Raw genomic sequence first — 22,500 nt, 5'->3', positions numbered from 1 at the left:
TTACGAAGTAATCATCCGATTACAACCTCTGGAGTTCGCCATGTCGACCACACTCGCCGCATCGGGCGCTCCCGGCGCCACCGCGCGCCGACCGCGCCGCGTCCCGCCGCTCTGGCTCGTGCTCCTCGCGACCGCACTGCCGATGTTCATGGCCACCCTCGACAACCTCGTGATGACGAACGCGCTGCCGGTGCTGCACACGGAGTTCGGGGCATCCGTCGAAGAGCTGCAGTGGTTCATGAACGCCTACACCCTCGCCTTCGCGAGCACGATCCTGATGGCGGTCGCCCTCGGCGATCGCTTCGGCCGCCGCACCGTGTTCCTCGTCGGCATCGCCGTGTTCACCGCGAGCTCGGCCCTCGCCGCACTCGCGAGCGACCCGGGCCAGCTGATCGCCGCACGTGCCGCCCAGGGATTCGGCGCCGCCGCCATCATGCCGCTCTCGCTCACGCTGCTCGCGGGCGCCGTGCCCATCGCACGCCGCCCGCTGGCCATCGGCATCTGGGGCGGCGTCGCCGGGCTCGGCGTCGCAACCGGACCGCTCGTCGGCGGCGCGGTCATCGAGGGCTGGGCATGGCAGGCGATCTTCTGGATCAACATCCCGGTCGGCCTCGCGTCGATCGCGCTCGCGCTGGCCGTCCTCCGCAACGGCTTCGGGGCGCGCCTGCGCGCCGACGTCATCGGCCTGCTGCTCTCGGGCTTCGGCCTGCTGGCCCTCGTGTACGGGATCGTGCGCGGCAACGACGCCGGCTGGTCGAGCACCGAGGTGCTCGCCGGGCTCATCGGCGGCGGCGTGCTGCTCGTCGCCTTCGTCGTCTGGGAGTCGCGCACGAGCGCACCGCTGCTGCCGCTGCGGCTCTTCCGAGATCGCAGCTTCTCGATCGCGAACGTCGTCGGCTTCAGCTTCAGCTTCGGCGCCTTCGGCTCGATCTTCATCCTGATCCAGTTCCTGCAGCTGGTGCAGGGCGCGTCGCCCCTCGAGGCGGCGGTCCAGACGTCGCCGTGGACCCTCGCGCCGATGATCGTGGCGCCGCTCGCCGGCCTCCTCGCACCGCGCGTCGGCACTCGGGCGCTCATCGTCGCGGGGCTCCTCGCCCTCGGTTCGGCGCTCTTCTGGCTGACGCCCCTGCTCGACGCGGGCACCGAGTACTCGGCCTACCTCGCCCCGTTCATCCTCGCCGGAGTCGGCATGGGGCTCGTGTTCGCACCCTCCTCGACCGCGGTGCTCGCCCGTATGGCGCCCGACGACCACGCCAAGGCGAGCGGCACGAACTCGATGCTCCGCGAGGTCGGCGTCGCGCTCGGCATCGCCGTGTCGACCGCCGTCTTCACTGGCGCGGGCGGCACGCTCACGCCGACCGGCTACGTCGAGGGCGCGCAGCCGGCGGTGCTCGTCGGTGCGGCCGTGCTGATCGGGTCGGCGCTCGTCGCACTGCTGCTGCCCGCCGGTCGCGCCCCGCACGCCGTCGAGGCACCGCAGCCCGCCGAGGCACCGCAGCACGCCGAGGCACCGCAGCCTGCCGAGGCACGCGGATGACCCGCACCCTCGTGATCGTCGGGCATCCGCACCGCGGCAGCTTCACGCACGCGCTCGCCGAACGGTACGTCGCCGGGCTCCGGTCCGCGGGCGATTCCGCGGGCGACGCCGCGGCCGGCTCAGCGGGCAGCTCGTCCGACGGCACCGAGGTGCGGGTGATCGACCTCGCGGAACGCGAGTTCACGCTGATCCCCGACGATCGATCCGCGCTCCGCGCCCCGGGCGGCGACACCGGCCATCTCGAACCGAGCATCCGCGGCTTCGTCGACGACGTCGCCTGGGCCGAGCACCTCGTGTTCCTCTTCCCGCAGTGGTGGGGCACCTACCCGGCCGTGCTGAAGGCGTTCCTCGACCGGGTCATGCTCTCGGGCACGGCGTTCGCGTACGGTCGCGGTCATGTCTCGACGCGCCTGCTGAGCGGTCGCACCGCGCGCATCGTGATGACGATGGACTCGCCGCTCGCCTGGAACCGGCTCGTCTACCGCAACGCCGCCGAGACCTCGCTCGCGCGGGCGACGCTCGCGTACTGCGGGATCCGCACGATCGGCATCTCGCGGTTCACGCCGGTGCGGTTCTCGTCGGCCGAGCAGCGGGCCGCGTGGCTCGCCACGGCGCATCGCGTCGGCGAACGCGACGCCTCGCGACGCCCCCGCGGCCGACGGCCCGAGACGGCACGAGCGGCGGGCGGCGGCGGGCGCGCTCAGCGCATCGCGCGGTAGCGCGCCCGATCGGCCGGGTCGAAGTGCTCGGTCGCGTAGCTCAGCATGGTGCGCGGCATCCGCCCCGCGTGCTCGTCGAGGAACCCGGTGAGCACCGAGCGATCGACCCGCTTGCCGACCTCCCGCAGCATCCAGCCGACGGCCTTGTGCAGCAGCGGCTCGGGGTCGTCGAGCAGTTGCTCGGCCAGCGCGAGCGTCGGGCGCTGGTCGCCCGCCTTGATGGCGGCGAAGGTCGAGATGACCGCGACACGGCGCGGCCAGATCGAGTCGGATGCCACGAGCCCGGCCACGACCGGCGGTACGACCTCGGCGACCGGCGCCGCGGGGAACACCACCTCGCCGAGCAGGTACTCGGCCGTGGCGTCGACGAGATCCCAGTTGTCGACGTGCCCCGCGCGCACGGCGTCGAGGTAGCGCTCGTGCTCGGCCGCGCGCACGGCGTCATCGCGGGTGCGCACACGGCCGGCGCGGCGGATTCGCTCGACCATGACGAGCAGGCCCGCGAGCCGCTCCTCATGGATCGGGCTCGCGACGAGCTCGGCGACGTCGGCCGACGGGAGCACCGACGATCTCCGCACGATCGCGCGCGTCGCCGGCACCGTGACGCCGAGGAACACGTCGCGCTCGGCGTAGCCGCCCGGTCCGGTCTTGAAGAAGGCGGCCGCGCCGCTCGCCCTCGCCGGGTCGGACGCCGCGGCGAGCGCGGCCCGCACCGCGGCGGCGGTCTGCAGTTCGGGGTCGCCCATGGCGGCGAGACTACCCCGTCGGCGGTGGGCTGCGGGCACGCCGACCGGCATCAGGAATCGCCCGTGCGCCGGGGCGGGACATCCGCCAACATGGAGGGATGACCGACGACACCGCGACCGCGGAGACCGCGCGCGCCGACGAGCTCGCCTTCGTCCCGATCACAGGCGACGACCTCGTGATGTGGCTGCCTGAGTCGATGGCGTACTACCAGGCGTCGAGGCTGCGCGCCGGCGACACCCCCGAGCAGGCCGAGGCCGCCGTCGAGGCCTCGCGGCAGCGCTTCTTCACCGACGGGCAGCTGCACCCCGAGCACGTGCTGCTCGCGATCGTCGTCGACGGCGAGGACGCGGGGTGGCTGTGGCTCGGCCCCTGGGCCGAGGGCGGCGACGCGTGGTGGGTGTGGGACGTGCATGTGCGCGAACCGTTCCGCCGCCGGGGCCTCGGCCGGGCGGCGATGCGGCACGCCGAGCAGGTCGCCCGCGAACACGGCTCGCCGACGCTCGGCCTCAACGTGTTCGCCTACAACGTGCCGGCGATCGAGCTCTACGAGAGCCTCGGCTTCGAGGCGGCGTCGCTGCACATGGCGAAGTCTCTCTGAATCGTCGCGTCCGTCGGGTTCGGGCGCGCAGATCGAGAGCGGGGCCCGCCGGTCGGCGTGACCCCGCTCTCGCGTGGTGATCATCGGTTGCGCGGTGAGATCGGTCGGGGCTCGGGCGTCGGCGTGGGGACGCCGTCGTCCTGCGACTGGCCGAACTGCTCGGCGTACTCGGCGAGACGCTGGCCCTGCACCTCGGCGGCCGACTGGTCGACGGCCTCCGCCTGCTTGGTGGCGCGCACGGTCTCCTGGACCTGTGCCGAGTTCGAGCGAGCGGCGCGCTGCGCCGACTGCTCGGCCTGCTTGACGGCTCGCATCTGCTCCTGCGCCTTCGCAGAGCGTGCGGCCGACTCGACGCGCTCGGTGCGCTCGGCCTCGCGCAGGATGTCCTGCAGGGTGGTGCCCTGCGGCGCGAACTCCTGTGCGTGAGCCCGGCTGCGTTCCAGCGCGGCCTCACGACGGGCCGAGTCCTGCTGCGACTGCAGCGAGGTCACGCTCTGCGATCCGGATCCGCTCTCGAGCTGGGACTGCACACCGGCGCAGCCGCTGATCGTGACGAGGAGTACGACGGCACCGATCACTGCGGCGCCGGTCCTGTTGGTGTTCATGGCCCTCTCCTGTTCATGTGGGGGTTCGCGGGGATGTGAACAATCCTCAAGTTAGGGTCGGGCGAGACGCCCGTCATCGGGACCGCCCCCGGTGTTCTCCTCGGTGCCCGCGTCGCGTCGAGGCCGGGCAGGCGTGGAGCGGCATCCGGGTGAACGCTGAGGTGTTCTCGACTTCGATGCGAATCGCGGGCGTGCGCGGCATGCGCGATCTCCGGCGCCGTTTCGAAGGCGAACGCAAGATTCCCGCGTTGCAGTGCAATCAATCGCGAGCGGATGCCTCGTAGCCTTGAGCTGTACGGCGATTCCCGCCGCGCGCGGCACTGCCGAGACCCAGCATCTGACCCCTCACTGAGGAACGGAGGTTCACATGTCGAACATCACGATCGACCCCATCGTCGGCGAACCCGAGGTCCTCGAGGACGTCACGCCCGAGCAGATCGCCCTCGCCGACGGCGTCGAGACCGACCCCGCCTGGCTCCGCCTCAAGGAGTCGGCGACGAAGCTCCAGTCGCTCCAGGTGAAGGACGGCTCCGTCCCCGTCGAGGGTGACAAGGCCGAGGCATCCGCCCTCGTCGATGCCATCGTCGAGTCGGTCGCCGCCCTCGCGCCGCGCTTCCCGCACGAGGCCGCGTACCTCACCGCGCTGCAGGCCGACTTCCGCAAGTGGCAGGCCGCAGGCCTCGAGGTCCCCGACTTCCTCGACTCGCTCGTCGAGTTCCAGCCGCAGCGTCACCGCATCGACGGCATCCGCCACCTCGTCGTGTTCCCGATGTACACGCAGAACGGCTCGCTCGACCGCCACGTCGAGGCGCTCGTCGTCGAAACCATCTGGCCCGAGTTCATCGCCGCCCTCGAGGCCGGCGACTACGGCAACAAGCTCTTCGTGTCGCTCCGCCTCGTCGACTTCACGCCCGGCTACGACACGAACTCGGCCGTGCTCTTCCCCGAGACCGTCGCGATGCGCGAGATCCCGACGTTCACGTGGGGCGCGATCTTCCAGGACCGCGAGGCGGCCCGCTACCGCAAGGTGGTGCGCGCGGCGAGCGACATCACGAAGCTCGTGCTGCCCGACGACGCCGCCGAGATGCTCACCGACCAGGAGCTCACCGAGCGCACCTTCGTCATGTGGGACATCATCCACGACCGCACGCACATGCGCGGCGACCTGCCGTTCGACCCGTTCATGATCAAGCAGCGCATGCCGTTCTTCCTCTACTCGCTGGAGGAGCTGCGCTGCGACCTGACCGCATTCCGCGAGTCGGTCAAGATCCAGCGCGCGCTCGACGCCCGCCTCGCGAAGGGCGAAGAGCTCACCGACGTCGAGGAGCAGATGCGCTCGACCGGCAAGCTCGTGCAGTACGCCGTCATCTTCGACCGCATCTTCCGCTTCTCGATCACCGGCTCGCGCGTGCGCAACTACGACGGCCTCGGCGGCCAGCTGCTCTTCGCGTGGCTCCACAAGAAGCACGTGCTCGAGTGGCGCGACGTCGAGCTGAGCTTCGACTGGGACAAGGTGGCCGACGCGGTCGTCGAGCTCGGCGACGCGATCGACCTGCTCTACTGGGAGTCGATCGACCGCCCGAAGACGGTGCACTGGCTCAAGGCCTACGAGCTCGTCTCCTCGGTCGTCACGCCGAACCCCGCGTCGGTGTGGGCCGAGGGCCTGCCGCGCGAGGTGCTCGCGGGCCCGCCCAAGGGCTACACCGACCTCGTGATGGACGACGAGTTCCCGCTCTCGATGTTCTTCGAGGCGCTCGACAAGAAGATGAAGCCCGTCATCGAGTCGACGGTCGGCATCACCGGGCACACCGAGGTCTGACCCACCGTTTCAGGAAGACGTACGCTGCTCAGGACGGAATCGGCGATTTCGTCCTGGGCAGCTTTCGTTCTCCTGAATGACCGCCTGCTTCCACGAAGCTCGAAGAGGAGCCCACCATGACCGACCACCCCACCGGCGCCGCGGGGCGCACCGTGCTCATCGCGGGCGCGACGAGCGCCTCGGGCCGGGCCGTCGCCCGAGCCCTGCTCGAGGCGGGCGCCCGCGTCATCGCGGTGGGCAGCGACCGCGGCCGACTCGTCGAGCTCGCAGCCGAGCTGCCGGGCGTCATCGTCGAGCAGGCCGACCTCACCGACCAGATGCAGGTGTGGCCCCTCGCGATGCGCGTGCACGGCCGGGTCGGCGATGTCGACGGCATCATCCACCTCGTCGGCGGCTGGCGCGGCGGCGGCGGCATCCCCGGTCAGACCGAGGAGGACTATCGCGTGCTCGAACGCTCGTTCTCGGCACTGCGCCACGTCAGCCGCGCCCTCTGGGACGACCTCGTCGCCTCCCCCGCGGGCCGCATCGCGATCGTCTCCTCGACGGCGGTCGAGCGCCCGCTCGCGGGCGGTGCGAACTACGCCGCCGTGAAGGCCGCGAGCGAGGCGTGGATGCAGTCGCTCGCCAACGGCCTCGGCAAGGAGGGCGAGACCGGCGCCGCCGTCACCTTCCGCGTGAAGTCGCTCGCGGGCCTCGAGGAACGACTCGCGAACGAGGTCGTCGCGCTCTGGTCGACGGATGCCTCGGAGCTGAACGGGCGCGTCGAGACGCTCTCGGACTGAGCCGACGCGGCGGGATGCCGGGGCGTTCAGTCGTTCGCGCCGGCTGAACCCTCTGCGTCGGGGGCGATGGCGCCGGGCGCGAGGACTTCGGGTGTGGCCCCCTCGGTCGCGTCCTCGGGGCGCTGCACACCCCCGTCGCCGGGCGCCGGGGGCGCCGGCGGCTCGGGCGACGCCGAGGGCGGCGGAGCCGACTCCTCGCGGTCCTCTTCGGCGGCCTTGCCGAGACATCCCGTGCCGTCGAGACCGGGCCCCTCGAGCGCCGCATGCCATGCGGCCTGCTCGTCGGTGCCGAGCCCTTCGGGCATCGCCGGCGCGGTCGAGTTCGGGTTGCGCGGCTCGGTCGTCCACCACTCCCACTGCCGGTACTCGTACCCGGCGTCGGTCATGCACTCGCGCACCGCCTGCTGGAACGCGAGCCACGCCGCCTGCTCGGCAGCAGTGGGGATCGGATCGGCCGGGGGTGTCGACGGCGACGGCTCGGGCGTCGCGGGCGTCGGGGCGTCGCTCGGCGACGGAGCGACCGGCACCGGCGACGGCGACGGCGTGGGCTGCGGCACCGCATCGTCGCCGTCGTCGGCCCCGTCGGAGGTGCCGGGCGGCGTGGTCGATGCTCCCGCCTCGGCATCGAGTCGATCGTCGGCGGTGCTCGCGGGATGCGGCGAGCGCGCGTCGTAGAAGACCGGGGCGCCCGTGAGGGCCGCGGCGACGCCCAACGACAGCGAGCCGAGGAAGAGGACCGTCGCGGCGGCGACCAGGAGGAGGATCTTGCGCACGCGGCTCCTCCTCGTCTCCCGAGGGGGTCGCTCGGGCGTTCGTCGTGCGGGCGTCCGGCAATGCTACGTGACCCCCGAAGAGGGGGCAACCCCGTGAGCCGGTTGCACCCCGCCGGCGTTCTGACGCCGCGCCGCCCGCGCCGCCGCTCAATCGATCGGCGGCACCCCGTGGGCGTCGTCCGACTCCCGGCTCTCGTCGGCGACGCCCGTCGCCACGTCGGCCGGCGAGTGCTGCCGCCGGCTCAGCCAGAGGAACGGCACCGCGAGCACCTGGAACCCACTGCTCACGACGAGCGAACCCGGATACCCCCAGATGTCGGCCGATCGCCCGAGCACCGGCTGGATCACCGCACCGCCCGTGCTGCCCAGCAAGGAGTCGAACGAGAGCACCGTCGCCCGCTGCGCCGACGGGATCATGTCGTTGAGGTAGGCCTGCTGCACGGGGCCCGCCGCCGCGTCGACGAGGCCCCACAGCACGAGCAGCACGAGCGCGAGCCAGAAGCTGCGGTTGAACCCCAGGGCCAGGAGCACCGCGCTGCTCACCACGAGGCTGAGCAGGATCGTCGTCGTGCGGCGGCGGAACCGGCGGCGCACCCACGGCGCGCAGAGGCCGCCGACGACCTGCGAGCCCGAGAGGATCGCGGCGGCGAGCCCGGCGATCGAGTAGGCCTCGGCGTCGCCCCAGAGTTCGACGAGGTAGGGCTGCAGCGCGTAGAAGACGTAGAACCCGACGCCCGAGGTGAAGAACGACGCGAACATCACGTAGCGCACCGATGGTCGCCCCAGCCCGTACCGCAGCGACGCCTGGAACACCTGCTTCGTCGCCTGCAGGGGGTGCGCGCGTCCGGCGGGCGTGAAGCCGAGGTCGCGCATCAGCACCGCGGCGACGACGAACATGACGATGAGGATCGCAGCACGGACGAGGAACGGTACCCCAAGGTCGCTCGCCTGCGCGATCACGCCGCCCGCGATCGAGCCGATGAACATCGCGGCGCCCGAGAGCGCGAGCCCGCGCCCGAACACGCGCTCGAGGCTGCCCGTGTACCCGGTCGCCGTGAGCGCGTCGACGAGCCACGCCTCGGTCGCCCCCGAGAAGAAGGTGAAGCCGAGCCCGAGCAGCACCGAGACGACCGCCCACCCCCAGAACGGCGCCTCGATCACCCAGAGCCAGTAGTAGAGCAGCGTCGTGACGGCGAGCGTGACCGTGCCGAGGAGGTACGACATGCGGCGGCCGAGGGTGTCGGCGACGACGCCCGTCGGCACCTCGAAGATCACCATGCCCACGGAGAAGAAGGCGTTCGCGGCGAACGCCTCGAGATTCGAGAGCCCGGCGTCGAGCAGGAACAGCGTGTTCACGCCCCAGATGAACGATGCAGCGAGGGTGTTGCCGATGAGCAGCGTGAAGTACACGGACTGCACCCGTCGCGCCGCGTGATTCACCGTCGTCGGCTCGCTCACCCGCCCATCATCCTCCCGACCGGCTGCCGACGGAAGCGCTACGCTCACGCCATGGTGCGCTTCCTCATCCGTCTCGGCGTCTCCCTCGTGCTCGCCGCCCTCGCCCTCGCCGTCGCCGCGCTGCTCGTTCCGGGCATGCACCTGCACTGGTCGGGGTTCATCGTCGCGATCATCGTCTTCGCCGCCGTGCAGGCCCTCATCGAGTGGCTGGTCGAGACCCTGTTCCACCGCGGCGCTCCCGCCGTCGCCGGGGTCGCCGGCCTCATCTCGACCGCGGTCGCCCTGTTCGTCGCCTCGCTCGGCGACGGCATCACCTTCGACGGCATCGCGCCGTGGGTGCTCGCGGCCGTCATCGTCTGGATCATCACCGCCCTGGCCGCTTGGCTCTCGGGCAAGTACCTGCTGCCGCGCATCGCCCCCGAGAAGAAGGGCTGAGCGAACGGATGCCCCGGGGCCGACGCCGGCCCCGGGGCATCCGTCATGCGAGCACGACGTACCAGTTCAGGCAGCTCAGGCCGATCGCGGGGATCGAGAGCAGGACCGCCGTCACCGCACCCCGGCCCGCGTCGCCTCATCGGTCATGTCCGGCCTCCGCGCCGGTCCTCGCCATCGCCGCGGCATGAAGGACGATCACCGCATGTTGTCGCGGCCGGTGACGTGCGTCGCGTAGCCCGAGCACCCGGCGTCCTCCCAGCGGTACGCCGAGCCCGTGCCGGCGTCGCCGCCGAGCGCGAGGGTCCACTCCGCCTCCTGCTCGGGGGTCAGGTCATCGGGCATCGCGTCCTGCGGGTCGACGTCGAAGGGGTCGGGGGTGACGTAGTCGGGATTCCAGAACTCTGAATAGAGGTACTCGAGCCGCTTGTCGCCCATGCACTGACGGATGACGTCGTCGTAGGCGAGCCACTTCTCGCGCGGCGTCGGCAGGTCGGGGTCGTCGGGCGCGACCGACGCCGACAGCGGTGCGCCCGCGGCACGGGCCGCCTCGGCCGCGGTCCGGGCTTCCGTCGCGCACCCGCCTTCGAAGCTGTAGGGGTGGTCCTCGCCGAGCAACGCCTGCCCCCACAGGATCGAGGTCTCGAAGTCCTGGCCGACCGGCTGGGAATCCTCCTCCAGCCACCAGCGGGCGACCAGGTAGTCGAATCCGCGGTCGGCCATGCACCGACGCACGAGCTCCTGCTCGCCCAGGTACTCCGAGCGTTCCTCGGGCGACACGTACTCGGGGTCGCTCGGCTCGAGGTACGGATTGTAGCTCGCCGCCATCACCCCGGTGCCCGGCTTCGGCGGCCCCTTCGGCGGGGGCGCGGTCGGCACTCCGGGTTCCACCTCGGGCAGCGAGGCGAGATACGACGCCATCTCGTCCTCCGACTCACCGCCCTCCGTTCCGCTCGCCGGCTCGGCGATCGGCTCGGGCCCCGGCTGGCTCGCCGCGTACGCGGCGGCGCCCAGGGCGACGACCGACGCACCGCCGAGCACGGCGCCCGAGATCACGACGACCGCCGCGATGCGCTGCAGGTTCATGCGGTCACCTCCACGGCGGGCGCGACGTCGACGGGAGGGTCACTTCGTCGACGGCGCGCCCACAGCCCGCCCGTGGTCGGCACCCACCAGGCGGCCATCGCCACGAAGAACAGCACGCCCGCTGCGGCCATGACCCGGTTCACGAGCATCGCCTGCTCGATCGCCGAGGCGTAGAACGCGCCCAGCGTGGTGCTCGACGCGATGAGCGTGTACATGCCGAACCGGATGAGCAGGTAGCTCGCCGCGGCGAGCCAGAGGGCGCCGAGCCAGCGGAACCGCGGCACGGTCGTCAGCACGGCTCCGAACACCGCCATCGCCAGGCCGAAGACGCCCGCGGCCACGAGATCCCAGGCGCCCGACCAGGAACCGTCCGCCATCCCCGCGACGGTGCGCCACACGACGATCACGCCCCACGCGAGCAGCAGCGCGGTCACGAGGTGGGCGAGCGCGGGCATCGCGAGCGGGAAGGTGCCGCGCGGCGCGGTCAGGGCGAGCCGGCGCAGCTGAGCGCGCCGCCAGCTGAGATCGGCCGGCATGCCTCGGACGAGGCGCCCCACGAACGACCGGGATGCCACGGACTCGCCGAGCTCGGCCGCGAGCTCGCGCTGCTCGTACAGGTCGGAGACGAGCTCGGCCCGTCGAGCCGTCGCGACGGGCTCGGAGAGGTCGCGGGTGTACCAGCGGCACCAGCCGAGCACCAGGGCATCGACTCGGTCGGCGCCGGTTCGGCGTTCGACCACGTGCTCGACGAAGCCCTCGTCGAACGCGTCGTCGAGAGCGTGGCGCTCGAGCACGGGCGAGTCGGCCTCGGCTTGAGGCATCCCCTCGCCGCTCATGCGAACGCCGCCTTCGGCCGGGTCACGGGCGCGGGTTCGCGGGCGGCGAGCTCGGCGCGGTAGGCGAGCTCGCCGGCGCCGGTCACGCGGTAGAGGCGACGGCGTGGGCGGCCGACGGTCTCGGCGAGCGCGGCGTCCTCCCACTCCGACTCGAGCAGTCCCGCCTCGCTCATCCGCGCGAGCGCCTTGTAGAGCGTGCCGTACGCGGTGAGCGCCACCGCCTCGTTGCGCTCGGCGATCCGCTTCGCGAGGGCGAAGCCGTAGAAATCGCCGTCGACCCGCTGCAGCTCCATGCCCGCTGCGAGGATGTCGACCTCGAGGTCGAACAGTCGTCCTTCACGTCTCCGTGCCATGCGGGAAACAATAGGAACATATCTTCCTTTAAGCAAGGGCCATCCCGAAACCGAGTCGGATTCGGCGTCGGCGGGCGGCCGGGTTAGCATGCTCGCACCCCGAACCGGCGCGCGAGTCTCCCCCGGCTGGCCGCCCCCGCGCCCGAGCGAACCCGAGCTCGAGGCATCCGACCCGAAGGCCCCACCCATGCGCAAGCGCACCGTCGCGCTCATCGTCATCGCCGCCGTCCTCCTCGCCGTCGTCGGCGGGCTGTACTGGGCCGGCCGGCACCTCTTCTACGAGCCCACCGCGAAGGGGGTCGACTCGGTCGTCGGCGAGCTCGGCGGCACCCGCGTGCTCGGCGTGTTCGCCCACCCCGACGACGAGCAGACCGTCAACGGGCTGTTCTGGCACGCGCACGAGGACGGCGCCTACACGGCGATGATCACCGCCACGCAGGGCGAGGCCGGGCACCAGACCCCGGTCGTCGCCCGGCAGGAGGACCTCGGAGAGGTCCGCAGGGCCGAGGCGCTGAAGAACAGCTTCAACCTCGGCGTCGATCGCCACGTCGTCTGGGACTACCCCGACGGCGGCGTGCCCGACGCCGACGAGGACGAGCTCGTCGACCGCGTCGTCGACGAGCTGCAGCGCGTGAAGCCCGACGTCGTCGTCGCGTTCTGGCCCGAGTCGGGCGCGACCGGCCACAAGGACCACATGCAGATGGGCCGCGTGACCGAGCTCGCGATCGCGAAGCTCGAGGAGGAGGGCGGCGCCTACGCCGGGCCGAAGCACCTCGTCTACACGATCAGCCCGTCCGGCGCGCTCGCGGCGTTCGGCGGCGACACCGGCGCGTTCGTCGTCGCGAACCAGCCCAAGCCCGAGGTCGCGATGGATGCCGCGGTGCAGAAGAAGCACGAGGGATGGACGATCCACGCGTCGCAGGCGAACTTCATGCAGGAGTCGTACATCCTGCCGACGTGGCTCATCTACCTGCTCTGGGACCAGGAGTTCTACCACGTGCGCGACCTCGAGGCCGAGCCGCTGGCGTAGTCCGGCCGGTCGGGAACGAGCCGCGCGGCGACCGTGGCGGAACCGCGTGTAGCCTCCCCTGATGACCACCACCATCTCCGCCGCCGCGATCCTGCTCGACATGGACGGCACGCTCGTCGACTCGTCGGCCGTCGTCGAACGGGTGTGGACCGACTGGGCCGCGGAGCACGGGCTCGATCCGGCCGAGGTCATGCAGGTGATCCACGGCCGCCAGGGGCACGCGAGCATGGCGATCCTGCTGCCGGGGCGGCCCGTCGAGGAGAACCTCGCCGACAATCGCGCGATGCTCGAGCGCGAGACCGCCGAGACCGAGGGGGTCGTCGCCATCGCCGGCGCGGCCGAACTGCTGCGCTCGCTCGCCGGGGTGCCGCACGCGCTCGTGACCTCGGCGAGCCGCCCGCTCGCGAGCGCCCGCATGACCGCGGCGGGGCTGACGATGCCCCCGGTCGCAGTGACCGCCGAGAGCGTGTCGGCCAGCAAGCCCGACCCCGAGGGATTCCTCGCCGCCGCCGAGGCGCTCGGCGTCCCGTACGGCGACTGCGTGGTCTTCGAGGACTCCGAGGCCGGCATCACGGCGGCCCGCCGGGCCGGCATGCGCGTCGTCGGCGTCGGGCCGCTCGCCGAGCCGTTCCGTCCGGATCATCTGGTCCGCGACCTGTCGAGCGTGCGGGTCGCGGTCGACGGCACCGCCATGACGATCACGCTGGAGCCTAGGCTGACTGGCGGGCCCGAGCAGACTGGGGATGGCGCATGACCGAACCGAGACTCGCCGAGGTGCAGGCCGAGCTCGCCGCACTCGACGAACCGAAGACGCGCGAGGCCAACGAGCGGCGGGGCGACACGCACGGCGTGAACCTCGCGCAGGTGCGCGCCCTCGCGAAGCGGGTGAAGACGGACCACGAGCTCGCACTCGGGCTCTGGGCCACCGGCGACACCGCCTCGAGGCTGCTCGCGATCCTGATCTGCAAGCCGAAGGCGTTCAGCGCCGAGCAGCTCGATGCGATGGTCCGCGAGGAGCCGACGCCCAAGGGCCACGACTGGCTCGTCAACTACGTGGTGAAGAAGAGCCCCCATGCCGAGGAGCTGCGGCTCGCGTGGCTCGACGACGCCGACCCGCTCGCGGCGAGTGCCGCCTGGGCGCTCAACGCCGAACGGGTCTCGAAGCAGCCCGAGCGGCTCGCACCCGACGAGCTCCCCCGCATGCTCGACACGATCGAGGCCGAGATGCGGGGCGCCCCTGCCAAGGTGCAATGGGAGATGAACACCTCGCTCGCGATGATCGGCATCAACCACCCGGCCTTCCGCGCCCGCGCGATCGACATCGGCGAGCGCCTCGAGGTGCTGAAGGACTACCCGACGCCCCCGAACTGCACCTCGCCGTTCGCCCCCATCTGGATCGGCGAGATGGTGCGCCGGCAGGGCGCGAAGTAGCCGGCGCGATCTCAGCCACGCGGCGGATCCCCGCACCGCGCCCGGTCGCTAGCGTGGAGGGATGTCCGAGAACGTGACCACCGCCCCGCCCGTGCTGCCGGGCGTCGAGTGGGTCAGGCCGCGCCCCGGCCGCCGGGGGTACCGCAACGACCTCGTGCTCGCCCTCGTGCTCGCGGTCGGCACCGCCGCGAGCGTGGTGCTGTACCGCGCGACCGGGTGGGGCGAGGGCACCCCCTGGTGGGGCGCCGCGCTCTGGACGGCCGGGATGACCCTGCCCCTCGCCGCGCGGCGTCGCTGGCCCGAGGTCGTGGCGCTCGTGGCATCCGCCGTCTTCATCGTCGGCGCCGTCGTCGGCGTCGGCGAGGCGCTCTTCTCGAACATCGCGCTCTTCGTCGCGATCTACACCGTCGGCGCGTGGGGGCGCAGCCGCCGCGTCGCGACCATCGTGCGCGCCGCCATCGTGATCGTGATGTTCGGGTGGCTGTTCTGGGGGCTCATCTTCTTCTCGACGGTGCAGGATCACCTGCCCGAGCTCTCCCGCGAGGGCCTGCTCTCGCCGTACCTCGCGTACGGATTCATCAACGTGCTCACAAACCTGCTGTACTTCGGCGGTGCCTGGTACTTCGGCGACACCGCCTACCGGTCGGCGCGCGCCCGGGCCGAGCTCGAGCAGCGCACGGCCGAGCTCGCCGCCGAGCGCGAGCGCACGCGGGTGCAGGCGGTCGCGCTCGAGCGGCTGCGCATCGCGCGCGAGCTCCACGACGTCGTCGCCCACCACGTCTCGGTGATCGGGGTGCAGGCGGGTGCCGCGCGGCGAGTGCTCGCCAAGGACCCTGCGGCGGCGACCGCGTCGCTCTCGACGATCGAGTCGAGCGCGCGCGAGGCGGTCGACGAACTGCACGGGCTGCTCGGCACCCTCCGCGGCGACGCCGACACCGGACCGCTCGTGCTCGACGACGCCCCGGCGCCCGCCGCGGTGGAGGCGACCACGAGCACCTCGACCCGCGGGATCGCCCGGCTCGACGAACTCGTTCGCGAGTCGGCCGACGGCGGACTGCCCGTGACCCTCGCGATCGTCGGCGAGCCTCGGCCGGTCTCGCCCGTCGTCGACCTCAGCGCGTACCGCATCACCCAGGAGGCCCTCACGAACGTGCGGAAGCACGCCGGCGCGGCCGCGACCGCCGAGGTGCGCGTGCGGTGGACCGACACGGCCCTCGAGGTCGAGATCACCAACTCGGGCACCGCGACCTCGGTCGCGGGCACGGCGCGACGATCGGATGCCACGGGCGGGGGCCTCGGCCAGCTCGGCATGCGCGAGCGGGTCGCTGCGGCGGGCGGCACGATCGAGCTCCGCCCGCGCGCGAGGGGCGGCTACCTCGTGCGGGCGAGCTTCCCGCTCCGTCGGGAGGTGGACGCGTGAGCATCCGCGTGCTCGTCGTCGACGACCAGAGTCTCGTGCGTGCCGGCTTCCGCACCATCCTCGACTCGGAGGACGGGATCGAGGTCGTCGGCGAGGCGGCCGACGGCCAGGCGGCGATCGACCAGGTCGCGGCCCTCGCCCCCGACGTGGTCTGCATGGACGTGCAGATGCCCGGCATGGACGGGCTCGAGGCCACCCGCCGCATCACGGGCGACGCCGCGACGCAGGCCGCCGTGCTCGTGCTCACGACCTTCAATCGCGAGGACTACCTGTTCGCGGCGCTCGACGCCGGGGCGAGCGGGTTCCTGCTGAAGAACTCGAGCCCAGAACAGCTCATCGAGGCGGTGCAGGTGGTCGCCCGCGGCGACGCCCTGCTCTCACCGGATGTCACGCGCCGCGTCATCGAGGCCGTGGCGGGTCGCTCGGTGTCGAGCGCCGCCGGCGGGCACGGGGCATCCGTCGCCGCGACCGGACCGGCGGGGCCCCCGCCGCCCGCCGAACTCGCGACGCTCACCGAGCGCGAGCGCGAGGTGCTCGAACTGCTCGCGCTCGGCATCTCGAACGCCGAGATCGCCGTGCGGCTCTGGGTCGGCGAGGCCACGGTGAAGACGCACGTGTCGAAGGTGCTCATGAAGCTCGGCCTGCGCGACCGGGTGCACGCGGTCGTCTACGCGTACGAGCACGGGGTCGTGCGGCCGCGCGGCTGACGCCGCCCGTCTCCCCCACCCTGCCCCGCGCTCGTGACGAGTCGTCGGCATGCTCGTCCGACACGCCGTTTCTCTGCCCCGCGCGTGCGGCGTGCTTCCCGCCGACGCTGACGACTCGTCTGCTCCCGACCGTCCGAGCAGGGGGTTGACGCATCCCGGGACGCGACTTATGGTTAAGCAATTCATTAATTAAGGAGTTGCTTAATTTGGGTGGAGCGCAGGACGAGCTCAGCGCGGTGTTCCATGCGCTCGCCGATCCGACCCGCCGCGCGATGCTCTCGCGCCTTCGGGTCGGACCAGCGACCGTCGGCGAACTCGCCGAGCCCTTCGCCATGAGCCGCCCCGCGATCTCGCAGCACCTCGGGGTGCTCGAGCGGGCCGGACTCATCGAGCGCACGGCGACGGCGCAGTGGCGCACCTGCACGCTGCGCACCGAACCCCTCGACGAGGCATCCGCCTGGGTCGAGCTCCACCGCGGCGAGTGGAACGAACGCTTCGACCTGCTCGCCGAGCACCTCCGCACCATGAAGGAGGGTCCGAAATGACCGAGCACCAGACGGCATCGGCCGCGGGAACCGCCGCGGCGAGCCGAGCACCGCAGTTCACCATCACCCGCATCTTCGACGCCCCGCGCGAACTCGTCTGGCGGGCGTGGACCGAGCAGGCCGACGCCGCCGCATGGTGGCATCCGCGCGACATCGTGATCAAGCCCGGCAGCGTCGACCTCGACACGCGCGAGGGCGGGCGCTACCGCTACACGATGGTGGCGCCCGACGACACGGAGTACCCGACCGAGGGCACCTTCCGCGAGCTCCGCGAACCCGAGCGCCTCGTCATGACGTGGGGTTCGCCCGGCGACCCCGACGACCGCGTGCCGGTCATCACCATCACCCTCCGCGAACTCGACGGCGGGCGCACCGAGATGCTGTTCCACCTGCTCGGCGTCGACGGCGCCCCCGGCGACGAGGACGTCTACGACGGCTGGAACTCGGCGTTCGACATGCTCGACGAGCACCTGGCGGCGGCCGGCGCACCCGGCACGCGAGGCGAGACGCGCTGATGGGCCGGCTGATCGTCGAGCAGGTGGTCACCGCCGACGGCTACGCCGCCGACCCCGAGGGCGGCATCGACTTCTTCGAGGCGCTCGTGCGCCCCGACGAGCACGGCGTGGTCGACTTCAACGACGCCGAACAGCTCGACTACGTCTCGCAGGCCGACGCGATCCTGTTCGGCGCGACGACGTACCGGATGTTCGCCGACTACTGGCCGGGCGTCGACCCCGCGGTCGAGCACGTCGCCGAGCTCATCGACCGGGTGCCGAAGTTCGTGGTGTCGAACACGCTGACGGATGCCCCGTGGGGCGACCGGCACATCGAGATCCTCCGCGGCGACGGGGCCGAACATGCGGCCGCGCTGAAGGAGCGGTTCGGCACCGTCATCGTCTGGGGCAGCCTCGTGCTCACCGACGCGTTGTTCACGGCAGGACTCGTCGACGAGCTGCACCTGCGGATGGTGCCGACGCTGCTCGGCGACGGCCGCTCGTTCACCCCCGCACAGCTCGGCGAGGTCGGGCTCGAGCTCGACCGGGTCTCGGCGACGCCCGGCGGGGTCGTGAGCCTGCGGTACCGGGTGGGCTGATCGGCGCCGAGTCGCCCGGCCCCGACCGAGCGCCGATCGACACGGCCGGTCACCGCCGGAAGGTCACGTGGACGACGCCGCTCTCGGCCGTCTCGGTCGAGACCGCGTACTGCTGCTCCAGGCCGCGCAGCTCGTGCCAGAGGGGTTCACCGCGCCCGAGCAGGATCGGCGCGATCGCGACGTGGAGCCGGTCGACCAGCCCCGCCGCGAGGAACGACCGCACCGTGCGAACGCCACCGCCGATGCGCACGTCGGCGCCGCCCGCGGCGACCGTCGCCTCGGCGAGCGCCTCCTCGGGTGAGGCGTCGCGGAAGTGGAAGGTCGTTCCGCCGGCCATCTCGATCGACGGCCGAGGCGCGTGCGTGAGCACGAAGACCGGCACGTGGAACGGCGGCTCGTCGCCCCACCAGCCGCGCCAGTCGGGGTCGTCGGCGTTCTGGTGCAGCCCGAACATGCCGGCACCCATGATCTCGGCGCCGATGTTCTCGAAGTACGCCCGCGCATACGCGTCGTCGACGCCGATCGTGCCGGATCCCGAAGTGTCACCGAACACCCGCTCGCGGAACGTGCGCGTGGCCGAGTAGGAGCCGGTGAGGCGGAACCAGTCCTCGCCCATCGGGTTCTCGGCCGTCTGGTCGGTGGTCGAGGCGTAGCCGTCGAGGGAGATGTTGAGGTCGGCGCGAACGGCCACGGGCGGAGTCCTTCCGGTCATCGATCGCGACCCGCTCGGGCCGCGACGCCCACTCTTCCCGTGCTGGGGTCGACACCGAAGGGTTTCGACGGAGATCGAAACATCGGAGCTTCACGCTCAGTCGGTCGGCCGGCCGCCCTGCCCGCTCGACGCCGATTCGGCCACGGCGTCGTCAGCAGCATCGGGCCCGACGGACCCATCGCTCGCCGCAGGCACACCCTCCCGGAACTCGGTGGAGAGCATCCGGTACGAACGGGTCGTGAAGGCGGCGAGCGCGAGCGCCACCATGATGAGGCCGGAGAACAGGAACACGAGCGCGATGCCGCGCGCCACGCCGTCGCCGAGCGCCCAGCCCCACGTCGCCTGCCCGTCGGCCGACTCCATGTAGGGGATGATCCAGAACTCGGCGAGCGGCGCGATGAGGAACGCGGTGATCGGGGCCGCTGCCGCCTCGAACGCCTGCGCGAAGCCGAAGACGCGGCCCTGCGTCCGGAACGGCACGACCTTCTGGATCACCGTCTGCTCGGCCGCCTCGACGACGGGGATGAGGCACATGTACGCCCAGATGCCGAGCGCGTAGAGCAGCCACCAGTCGCGGATCGTGAAGAGCGCCCCGAGCAGGCCCATGACGATCACGACGAGCAGCATCGTGCGGATGGGGTTCTCGCCGAGGCCCCACTTGGCGATCACGAGACCGCCGATGATGAAGCCCGTCGCGGTGACGCCGAGCACGATGCCCCAGATCTCGACGGGGAACAGCTCGAGGCCGTACGGGTCCATGAGTGCCATGTACACGCCGCCGATGAGGTTGTTGAACGTCGAGAACAGGATGAGTGCGAAGAGCCCGGGGGCGGCGCGCACCGCCGCGACGCTGCCGCGGAGGTCGATCATCGGCGGCCGGTCGGCGTCGACGACGGGCTTCTCCTCGGGGATCTGCACGAAGAGCAGGTGCACGAGCGCGACGAGCGTCAGCACGATCGCGATGACCAGCGTCCACCCCATGCCGACGATCCCGATCGCGAGGCCGCTGAACACGCTCGTGACCATGAAGGCGAGGCCCTGCACCGTGCCGACCATGCCGTTGGCGTTGGCGTGGCGCTCGACGGGCACGAGCAGCGTGACCGTCGTCGAGAGGGCGATGTTGCGCATGTTCTCGACCACGGCACCGAAGAGGATGACGCCCGAGAACACCCAGAACCAGGGGCCGCCGAGATCGACGAGCGCCGCCTCGGGCTGCAGCAGGTAGAGCACCCCCGCGATGCTGAACGCCACCAGGGTCACGATGCTCGACAGCACCATCACCCGGTGCTTTCGGTGCCGGTCGACGAGGGTGCCGAACACCATGCCGAACAGGGCGATGAGCAGCATGTACGCCCCGCCGATGATGCCCGTCGCGAGCACCGAACGGGTCTCGAGGTACACCCAGAACGTGAGCGCGAACCACAGGAAGCTGGTGGTGACGTTCGCGATCATCGTGTTGACGAGCACATGGAGGAAGGTGCGCATGCCGTTCTCAGGGGGCACGACCGAGCCCGCCTGCGGCGCGTTCGCTTCCGCTGCCCCCGGCCCCGTCCGGTCGAGCCCCTCGCTCATGCTGCGAGGGTAACCGCGACCGCCGAGATCCATAACCCCCTTGGCGCAACCCGGCGCACCTCCCCCGCGAGGCGGAGCCGCGATCCCCGTCGCGAGGCGGATGACGCCCGCCGCGGGGCATCCGTACCGTGGGAGCATGCTCGAACTCAACGACGTGACCAAGCGCTACGGCGATCGTCTCGCACTCGACGCGGTCTCCTTCTCGGTCGGCGACGGCCGCCTCACCGGCTTCGTGGGCGGCAACGGCGCCGGCAAGACGACGACGATGCGCATCATCCTCGGCGTGCTCGCGGCCGACGGCGGCCGCGTCGCGCTCGACGGATCGCCCCTCACCGCCGCCGACCGCCGCCGCTTCGGCTACATGCCCGAGGAGCGCGGGCTCTACCCGAAGATGAAGGTGCTCGAGCAGGCGGTCTACCTCGCCCGCCTGCACGGCTGGGCCCCCGCCGCGGCGCGCCGCAACGCGAGCGAGCTGCTCGAGCGCCTCGGCCTCGGCGAGCGCCTCGACGACACCATCGAGTCGCTCTCGCTCGGCAACCAGCAGCGGGCGCAGATCGCCGCGGCGCTCGTCCATCACCCCGAGGTGCTCGTGCTCGACGAGCCGTTCTCCGGCCTCGACCCGATCGCGGTCGAGACCGTGCAAGGCGTGCTCGCCGACGCCGCAGCCGGCGGGGTGCCCGTGCTCTTCTCCTCGCACCAGCTCGACATCGTCGAACGCCTCTGCGACGACCTCGTCATCATCGCGGGCGGCCGCATCGCCGCCTCCGGCGCTCGCGACGCCCTCCGCGCCGAGCACGGCTCGGAGCGCTGGGAACTGCTGACCGACGGCGACACCGGCTGGCTGCGCGATCGCAAGGGCATCACGGTCGCCGAGTTCGACGGCGGCTGGGCGGTCTTCGAAGCCGAATCGGATGCCGCGCGGCAGGCGGTGCTCGCCGAGGCCGTCACCCGCGGCGAGGTCGTCAGCTTCACCCGCGAGCACACCACGCTCGCCCAGATCTTCAAGGAGGTCGTGCGATGAGCACGCAGTCCCAGCAGCGACCGGTCACGGCGACCCGACCGGGCGAGCCGAGCTTCGTCGACAGCGTCTCGCTCATCGCGGGTCGCGAGATCACGATGCGGCTGCGCAGCAAGGCCTTCCTCATCTCCACCGGCATCCTCATGCTCGCCGTGCTCGCCTCGGTCGTGCTCGGCAGCCTCTTCGGCGGCCAGTCCGACCCGGCGAAGGTCGCCGTCGTCGGGTCGGCTGCGACCGCCGTCGAGGGCAATCCGGCGCTCGACCCGGCGCCCGTCGACGACGAGGCCGCCGGCGAGCAGCTGCTGCGCGACGGCGAGGTCGAGGCGATCATCAGCCCCGCGCCATCCGACCCCCTCGGCATCACCGTCACCGGCCTCGACCAGACGCCGTCGGGCGTCGTGTCGGCGCTCGCGGTCCGCCCGACGGTCGAGCTGCTCGAGCCGGCGGCGGTCGACCCCGGCCTCGCGTACCTCGTCGCCTTCGGCTTCGGCATCGTGTTCTTCATGTCGGCCATCACCTTCGGCTCGACGATCGCGCAGTCGGTCGTCGAGGAGAAGCAGACCCGCGTCGTCGAGATCCTGCTCTCGACGGTGTCGGCCCGGGCGCTGCTCACGGGCAAGGTGATCGGCAACAGCGTGCTCGCGTTCGGGCAGATCCTCGCGATCGCGGTGCTCGCGATCGCCGGGCTGCTCGTCACCGGGCAGAAGGTGCTGCTCGGCGGGCTCGGCAGCTCGGTGATCTGGTTCGTCGTGTTCTTCGCGATCGGCTTCGTGATGCTCGCCGCGCTCTTCGCCGCGAGCGCCGCGATGGTGTCGCGCGCCGAGGACATGGGCTCGGTCACGACGCCCGTGACGATGCTCGTGATGATCCCGTACTTCCTCGTGATCTTCTTCTTCGACGACCCGACCGTGCTCGGCATCATGAGCTACGTGCCGTTCTCGGCCCCGGTCGGAATGCCGGTGCGCATCTTCCTCGGCCAGGCCGAGTGGTGGGAGCCGATCCTCTCGCTCGTGATCCTCATCGCGACGACGGCGCTCGCGGTCGTGATCGGCGAGCGGATCTACCGCAACACCCTCCTCAAGACGGGGTCGCGGGTGCCCCTCGCCGAGGCGCTGCGCGGATAGCGGCCTCGGGCGAGTCGAGCTGCGGGCGGATGCCACGGGGTGGGGGCCCCGGCATCCGCCCGCTTCGCGCGTCAGAACTGCGTGCGCGGCGCGAATACGGCGA

At 71.7% G+C, this 22,500-nt stretch carries 25 protein-coding genes; 16 read left to right on the top strand and 9 right to left on the bottom strand.

The window, feature by feature from the left end; translation table 11 throughout:
• Window positions 1-40 precede the first annotated feature (40 nt).
• Together ACFVTR_RS14365 and ACFVTR_RS14360 are read left to right on the top strand one after the other, a co-directional pair.
• On the top strand, window positions 41-1,537 hold the full coding sequence (locus tag ACFVTR_RS14365; protein ID WP_387038299.1) for a DHA2 family efflux MFS transporter permease subunit: 1,497 nt from the start codon (window positions 41-43) through the stop codon (window positions 1,535-1,537).
• Window positions 1,534-2,256, top strand: a complete 723-nt coding sequence (locus ACFVTR_RS14360; RefSeq protein ID WP_387038297.1) for an NAD(P)H-dependent oxidoreductase — start codon at window positions 1,534-1,536, stop codon at window positions 2,254-2,256. Before ACFVTR_RS14365 ends, ACFVTR_RS14360 begins: the two co-directional genes overlap by 4 nt.
• On the opposite strand, the gene ACFVTR_RS14355 is transcribed toward ACFVTR_RS14360, so the two are convergent.
• A complete protein-coding gene (locus ACFVTR_RS14355; protein ID WP_387038296.1) occupies window positions 2,238-3,002 on the bottom strand; it encodes a DNA alkylation repair protein in 765 nt (254 codons plus the stop codon). The two genes, ACFVTR_RS14360 and ACFVTR_RS14355, sit on opposite strands and share 19 nt — an antisense overlap.
• A gap of 98 nt (window positions 3,003-3,100) precedes the next feature.
• Here ACFVTR_RS14355 and ACFVTR_RS14350 point away from each other — a divergent pair, with 98 nt between their 5' ends.
• Entirely contained in the window at window positions 3,101-3,601 is a 501-nt protein-coding gene (locus tag ACFVTR_RS14350; protein ID WP_376943065.1) for a GNAT family N-acetyltransferase, read from the top strand.
• An 80-nt stretch (window positions 3,602-3,681) separates the two neighbouring features.
• On the opposite strand, the gene ACFVTR_RS14345 is transcribed toward ACFVTR_RS14350, so the two are convergent.
• The gene (locus tag ACFVTR_RS14345) at window positions 3,682-4,206 is read right to left on the bottom strand and encodes a hypothetical protein (RefSeq protein ID WP_387038295.1); all 525 of its coding nucleotides are present in this window, start codon (window positions 4,204-4,206) and stop codon (window positions 3,682-3,684) included.
• Between the two features lie 367 nt (window positions 4,207-4,573).
• On the opposite strand from ACFVTR_RS14345, the gene ACFVTR_RS14340 reads away from it, so the two are divergent.
• Together ACFVTR_RS14340 and ACFVTR_RS14335 are read left to right on the top strand one after the other, a co-directional pair.
• Window positions 4,574-6,025, top strand: coding sequence for a DUF6421 family protein (locus ACFVTR_RS14340; RefSeq protein ID WP_387038293.1), 1,452 nt, complete (start codon window positions 4,574-4,576; stop codon window positions 6,023-6,025).
• Between the two features lie 116 nt (window positions 6,026-6,141).
• Complete coding sequence (locus ACFVTR_RS14335) at window positions 6,142-6,807, top strand: SDR family NAD(P)-dependent oxidoreductase (RefSeq protein WP_387038291.1); 666 nt, start codon at window positions 6,142-6,144, stop codon at window positions 6,805-6,807.
• Between the two features lie 26 nt (window positions 6,808-6,833).
• Here the strand turns inward: ACFVTR_RS14335 and ACFVTR_RS14330 are convergent, their stop codons facing one another.
• Window positions 6,834-7,580: a hypothetical protein gene (locus ACFVTR_RS14330; RefSeq protein ID WP_387038289.1), complete on the bottom strand. Its 747-nt coding sequence runs from the start codon at window positions 7,578-7,580 to the stop codon at window positions 6,834-6,836.
• Window positions 7,581-7,727: 147 nt separating this feature from the next.
• Window positions 7,728-9,020: an MFS transporter gene (locus ACFVTR_RS14325; protein WP_387038502.1), complete on the bottom strand. Its 1,293-nt coding sequence runs from the start codon at window positions 9,018-9,020 to the stop codon at window positions 7,728-7,730.
• Window positions 9,021-9,089: 69 nt separating this feature from the next.
• Here ACFVTR_RS14325 and ACFVTR_RS14320 point away from each other — a divergent pair, with 69 nt between their 5' ends.
• Window positions 9,090-9,473, top strand: a complete 384-nt coding sequence (locus ACFVTR_RS14320) for a phage holin family protein (RefSeq protein ID WP_387038287.1) — start codon at window positions 9,090-9,092, stop codon at window positions 9,471-9,473.
• 195 nt (window positions 9,474-9,668) lie between these two features.
• Here ACFVTR_RS14320 and ACFVTR_RS14315 read toward each other — a convergent pair whose 3' ends face one another.
• From ACFVTR_RS14315 to ACFVTR_RS14305, 3 genes are read right to left on the bottom strand one after another with little or no spacing between them, the layout of a single operon-like run.
• Window positions 9,669-10,556, bottom strand: a complete 888-nt coding sequence (locus ACFVTR_RS14315; protein ID WP_387038285.1) for a hypothetical protein — start codon at window positions 10,554-10,556, stop codon at window positions 9,669-9,671.
• The gene (locus ACFVTR_RS14310) at window positions 10,553-11,392 is read right to left on the bottom strand and encodes a hypothetical protein (protein ID WP_387038283.1); all 840 of its coding nucleotides are present in this window, start codon (window positions 11,390-11,392) and stop codon (window positions 10,553-10,555) included. The genes ACFVTR_RS14315 and ACFVTR_RS14310 overlap by 4 nt, the downstream gene beginning before the upstream one ends.
• Window positions 11,389-11,745 carry a PadR family transcriptional regulator gene (locus ACFVTR_RS14305; protein WP_387038281.1) on the bottom strand — a complete coding sequence of 119 codons (357 nt, stop codon included), beginning with the start codon at window positions 11,743-11,745 and terminating at the stop codon, window positions 11,389-11,391. Before ACFVTR_RS14305 ends, ACFVTR_RS14310 begins: the two co-directional genes overlap by 4 nt.
• 88 nt (window positions 11,746-11,833) lie before the next feature.
• Here ACFVTR_RS14305 and ACFVTR_RS14300 point away from each other — a divergent pair, with 88 nt between their 5' ends.
• From ACFVTR_RS14300 to ACFVTR_RS14265, 8 genes are all read left to right on the top strand, one after another.
• Complete coding sequence (locus ACFVTR_RS14300) at window positions 11,834-12,775, top strand: PIG-L deacetylase family protein (protein ID WP_387038279.1); 942 nt, start codon at window positions 11,834-11,836, stop codon at window positions 12,773-12,775.
• Between the two features lie 61 nt (window positions 12,776-12,836).
• Window positions 12,837-13,529, top strand: coding sequence for an HAD-IA family hydrolase (locus tag ACFVTR_RS14295; RefSeq protein ID WP_387038277.1), 693 nt, complete (start codon window positions 12,837-12,839; stop codon window positions 13,527-13,529).
• Entirely contained in the window at window positions 13,526-14,206 is a 681-nt protein-coding gene (locus ACFVTR_RS14290; protein ID WP_387038275.1) for a DNA alkylation repair protein, read from the top strand. The genes ACFVTR_RS14295 and ACFVTR_RS14290 overlap by 4 nt, the downstream gene beginning before the upstream one ends.
• A 61-nt stretch (window positions 14,207-14,267) precedes the next feature.
• On the top strand, window positions 14,268-15,626 hold the full coding sequence (locus ACFVTR_RS14285) for a sensor histidine kinase (RefSeq protein WP_387038273.1): 1,359 nt from the start codon (window positions 14,268-14,270) through the stop codon (window positions 15,624-15,626).
• Window positions 15,623-16,333, top strand: coding sequence for a response regulator (locus tag ACFVTR_RS14280; protein WP_387038272.1), 711 nt, complete (start codon window positions 15,623-15,625; stop codon window positions 16,331-16,333). The genes ACFVTR_RS14285 and ACFVTR_RS14280 overlap by 4 nt, the downstream gene beginning before the upstream one ends.
• 206 nt (window positions 16,334-16,539) lie before the next feature.
• On the top strand, window positions 16,540-16,878 hold the full coding sequence (locus ACFVTR_RS14275) for an ArsR/SmtB family transcription factor (RefSeq protein ID WP_387038271.1): 339 nt from the start codon (window positions 16,540-16,542) through the stop codon (window positions 16,876-16,878).
• Window positions 16,875-17,393, top strand: coding sequence for an SRPBCC domain-containing protein (locus ACFVTR_RS14270; RefSeq protein WP_387038269.1), 519 nt, complete (start codon window positions 16,875-16,877; stop codon window positions 17,391-17,393). Before ACFVTR_RS14275 ends, ACFVTR_RS14270 begins: the two co-directional genes overlap by 4 nt.
• Complete coding sequence (locus ACFVTR_RS14265; RefSeq protein WP_387038267.1) at window positions 17,393-17,971, top strand: dihydrofolate reductase family protein; 579 nt, start codon at window positions 17,393-17,395, stop codon at window positions 17,969-17,971. The genes ACFVTR_RS14270 and ACFVTR_RS14265 overlap by 1 nt, the downstream gene beginning before the upstream one ends.
• A gap of 49 nt (window positions 17,972-18,020) precedes the next feature.
• Here ACFVTR_RS14265 and ACFVTR_RS14260 read toward each other — a convergent pair whose 3' ends face one another.
• Entirely contained in the window at window positions 18,021-18,683 is a 663-nt protein-coding gene (locus ACFVTR_RS14260) for a dihydrofolate reductase family protein (RefSeq protein WP_387038266.1), read from the bottom strand.
• Between the two features lie 96 nt (window positions 18,684-18,779).
• Window positions 18,780-20,168, bottom strand: coding sequence for an MFS transporter (locus tag ACFVTR_RS14255; RefSeq protein WP_387038500.1), 1,389 nt, complete (start codon window positions 20,166-20,168; stop codon window positions 18,780-18,782).
• A gap of 223 nt (window positions 20,169-20,391) precedes the next feature.
• On the opposite strand from ACFVTR_RS14255, the gene ACFVTR_RS14250 reads away from it, so the two are divergent.
• Both ACFVTR_RS14250 and ACFVTR_RS14245 read left to right on the top strand, forming a co-directional pair.
• Window positions 20,392-21,276 carry an ABC transporter ATP-binding protein gene (locus ACFVTR_RS14250; protein ID WP_387038264.1) on the top strand — a complete coding sequence of 295 codons (885 nt, stop codon included), beginning with the start codon at window positions 20,392-20,394 and terminating at the stop codon, window positions 21,274-21,276.
• Window positions 21,273-22,397: an ABC transporter permease gene (locus ACFVTR_RS14245; protein WP_387038263.1), complete on the top strand. Its 1,125-nt coding sequence runs from the start codon at window positions 21,273-21,275 to the stop codon at window positions 22,395-22,397. Before ACFVTR_RS14250 ends, ACFVTR_RS14245 begins: the two co-directional genes overlap by 4 nt.
• The last annotated feature ends 103 nt before the right edge of the window (window positions 22,398-22,500 follow it).

The sequence above is a fragment of the Agromyces sp. NPDC058126 genome (assembly GCF_042884595.1).
In the GTDB taxonomy this organism is placed as follows: Bacteria; Actinomycetota; Actinomycetes; order Actinomycetales; family Microbacteriaceae; genus Agromyces.
This window is presented reverse-complemented; position numbering and strand designations above follow the sequence as displayed.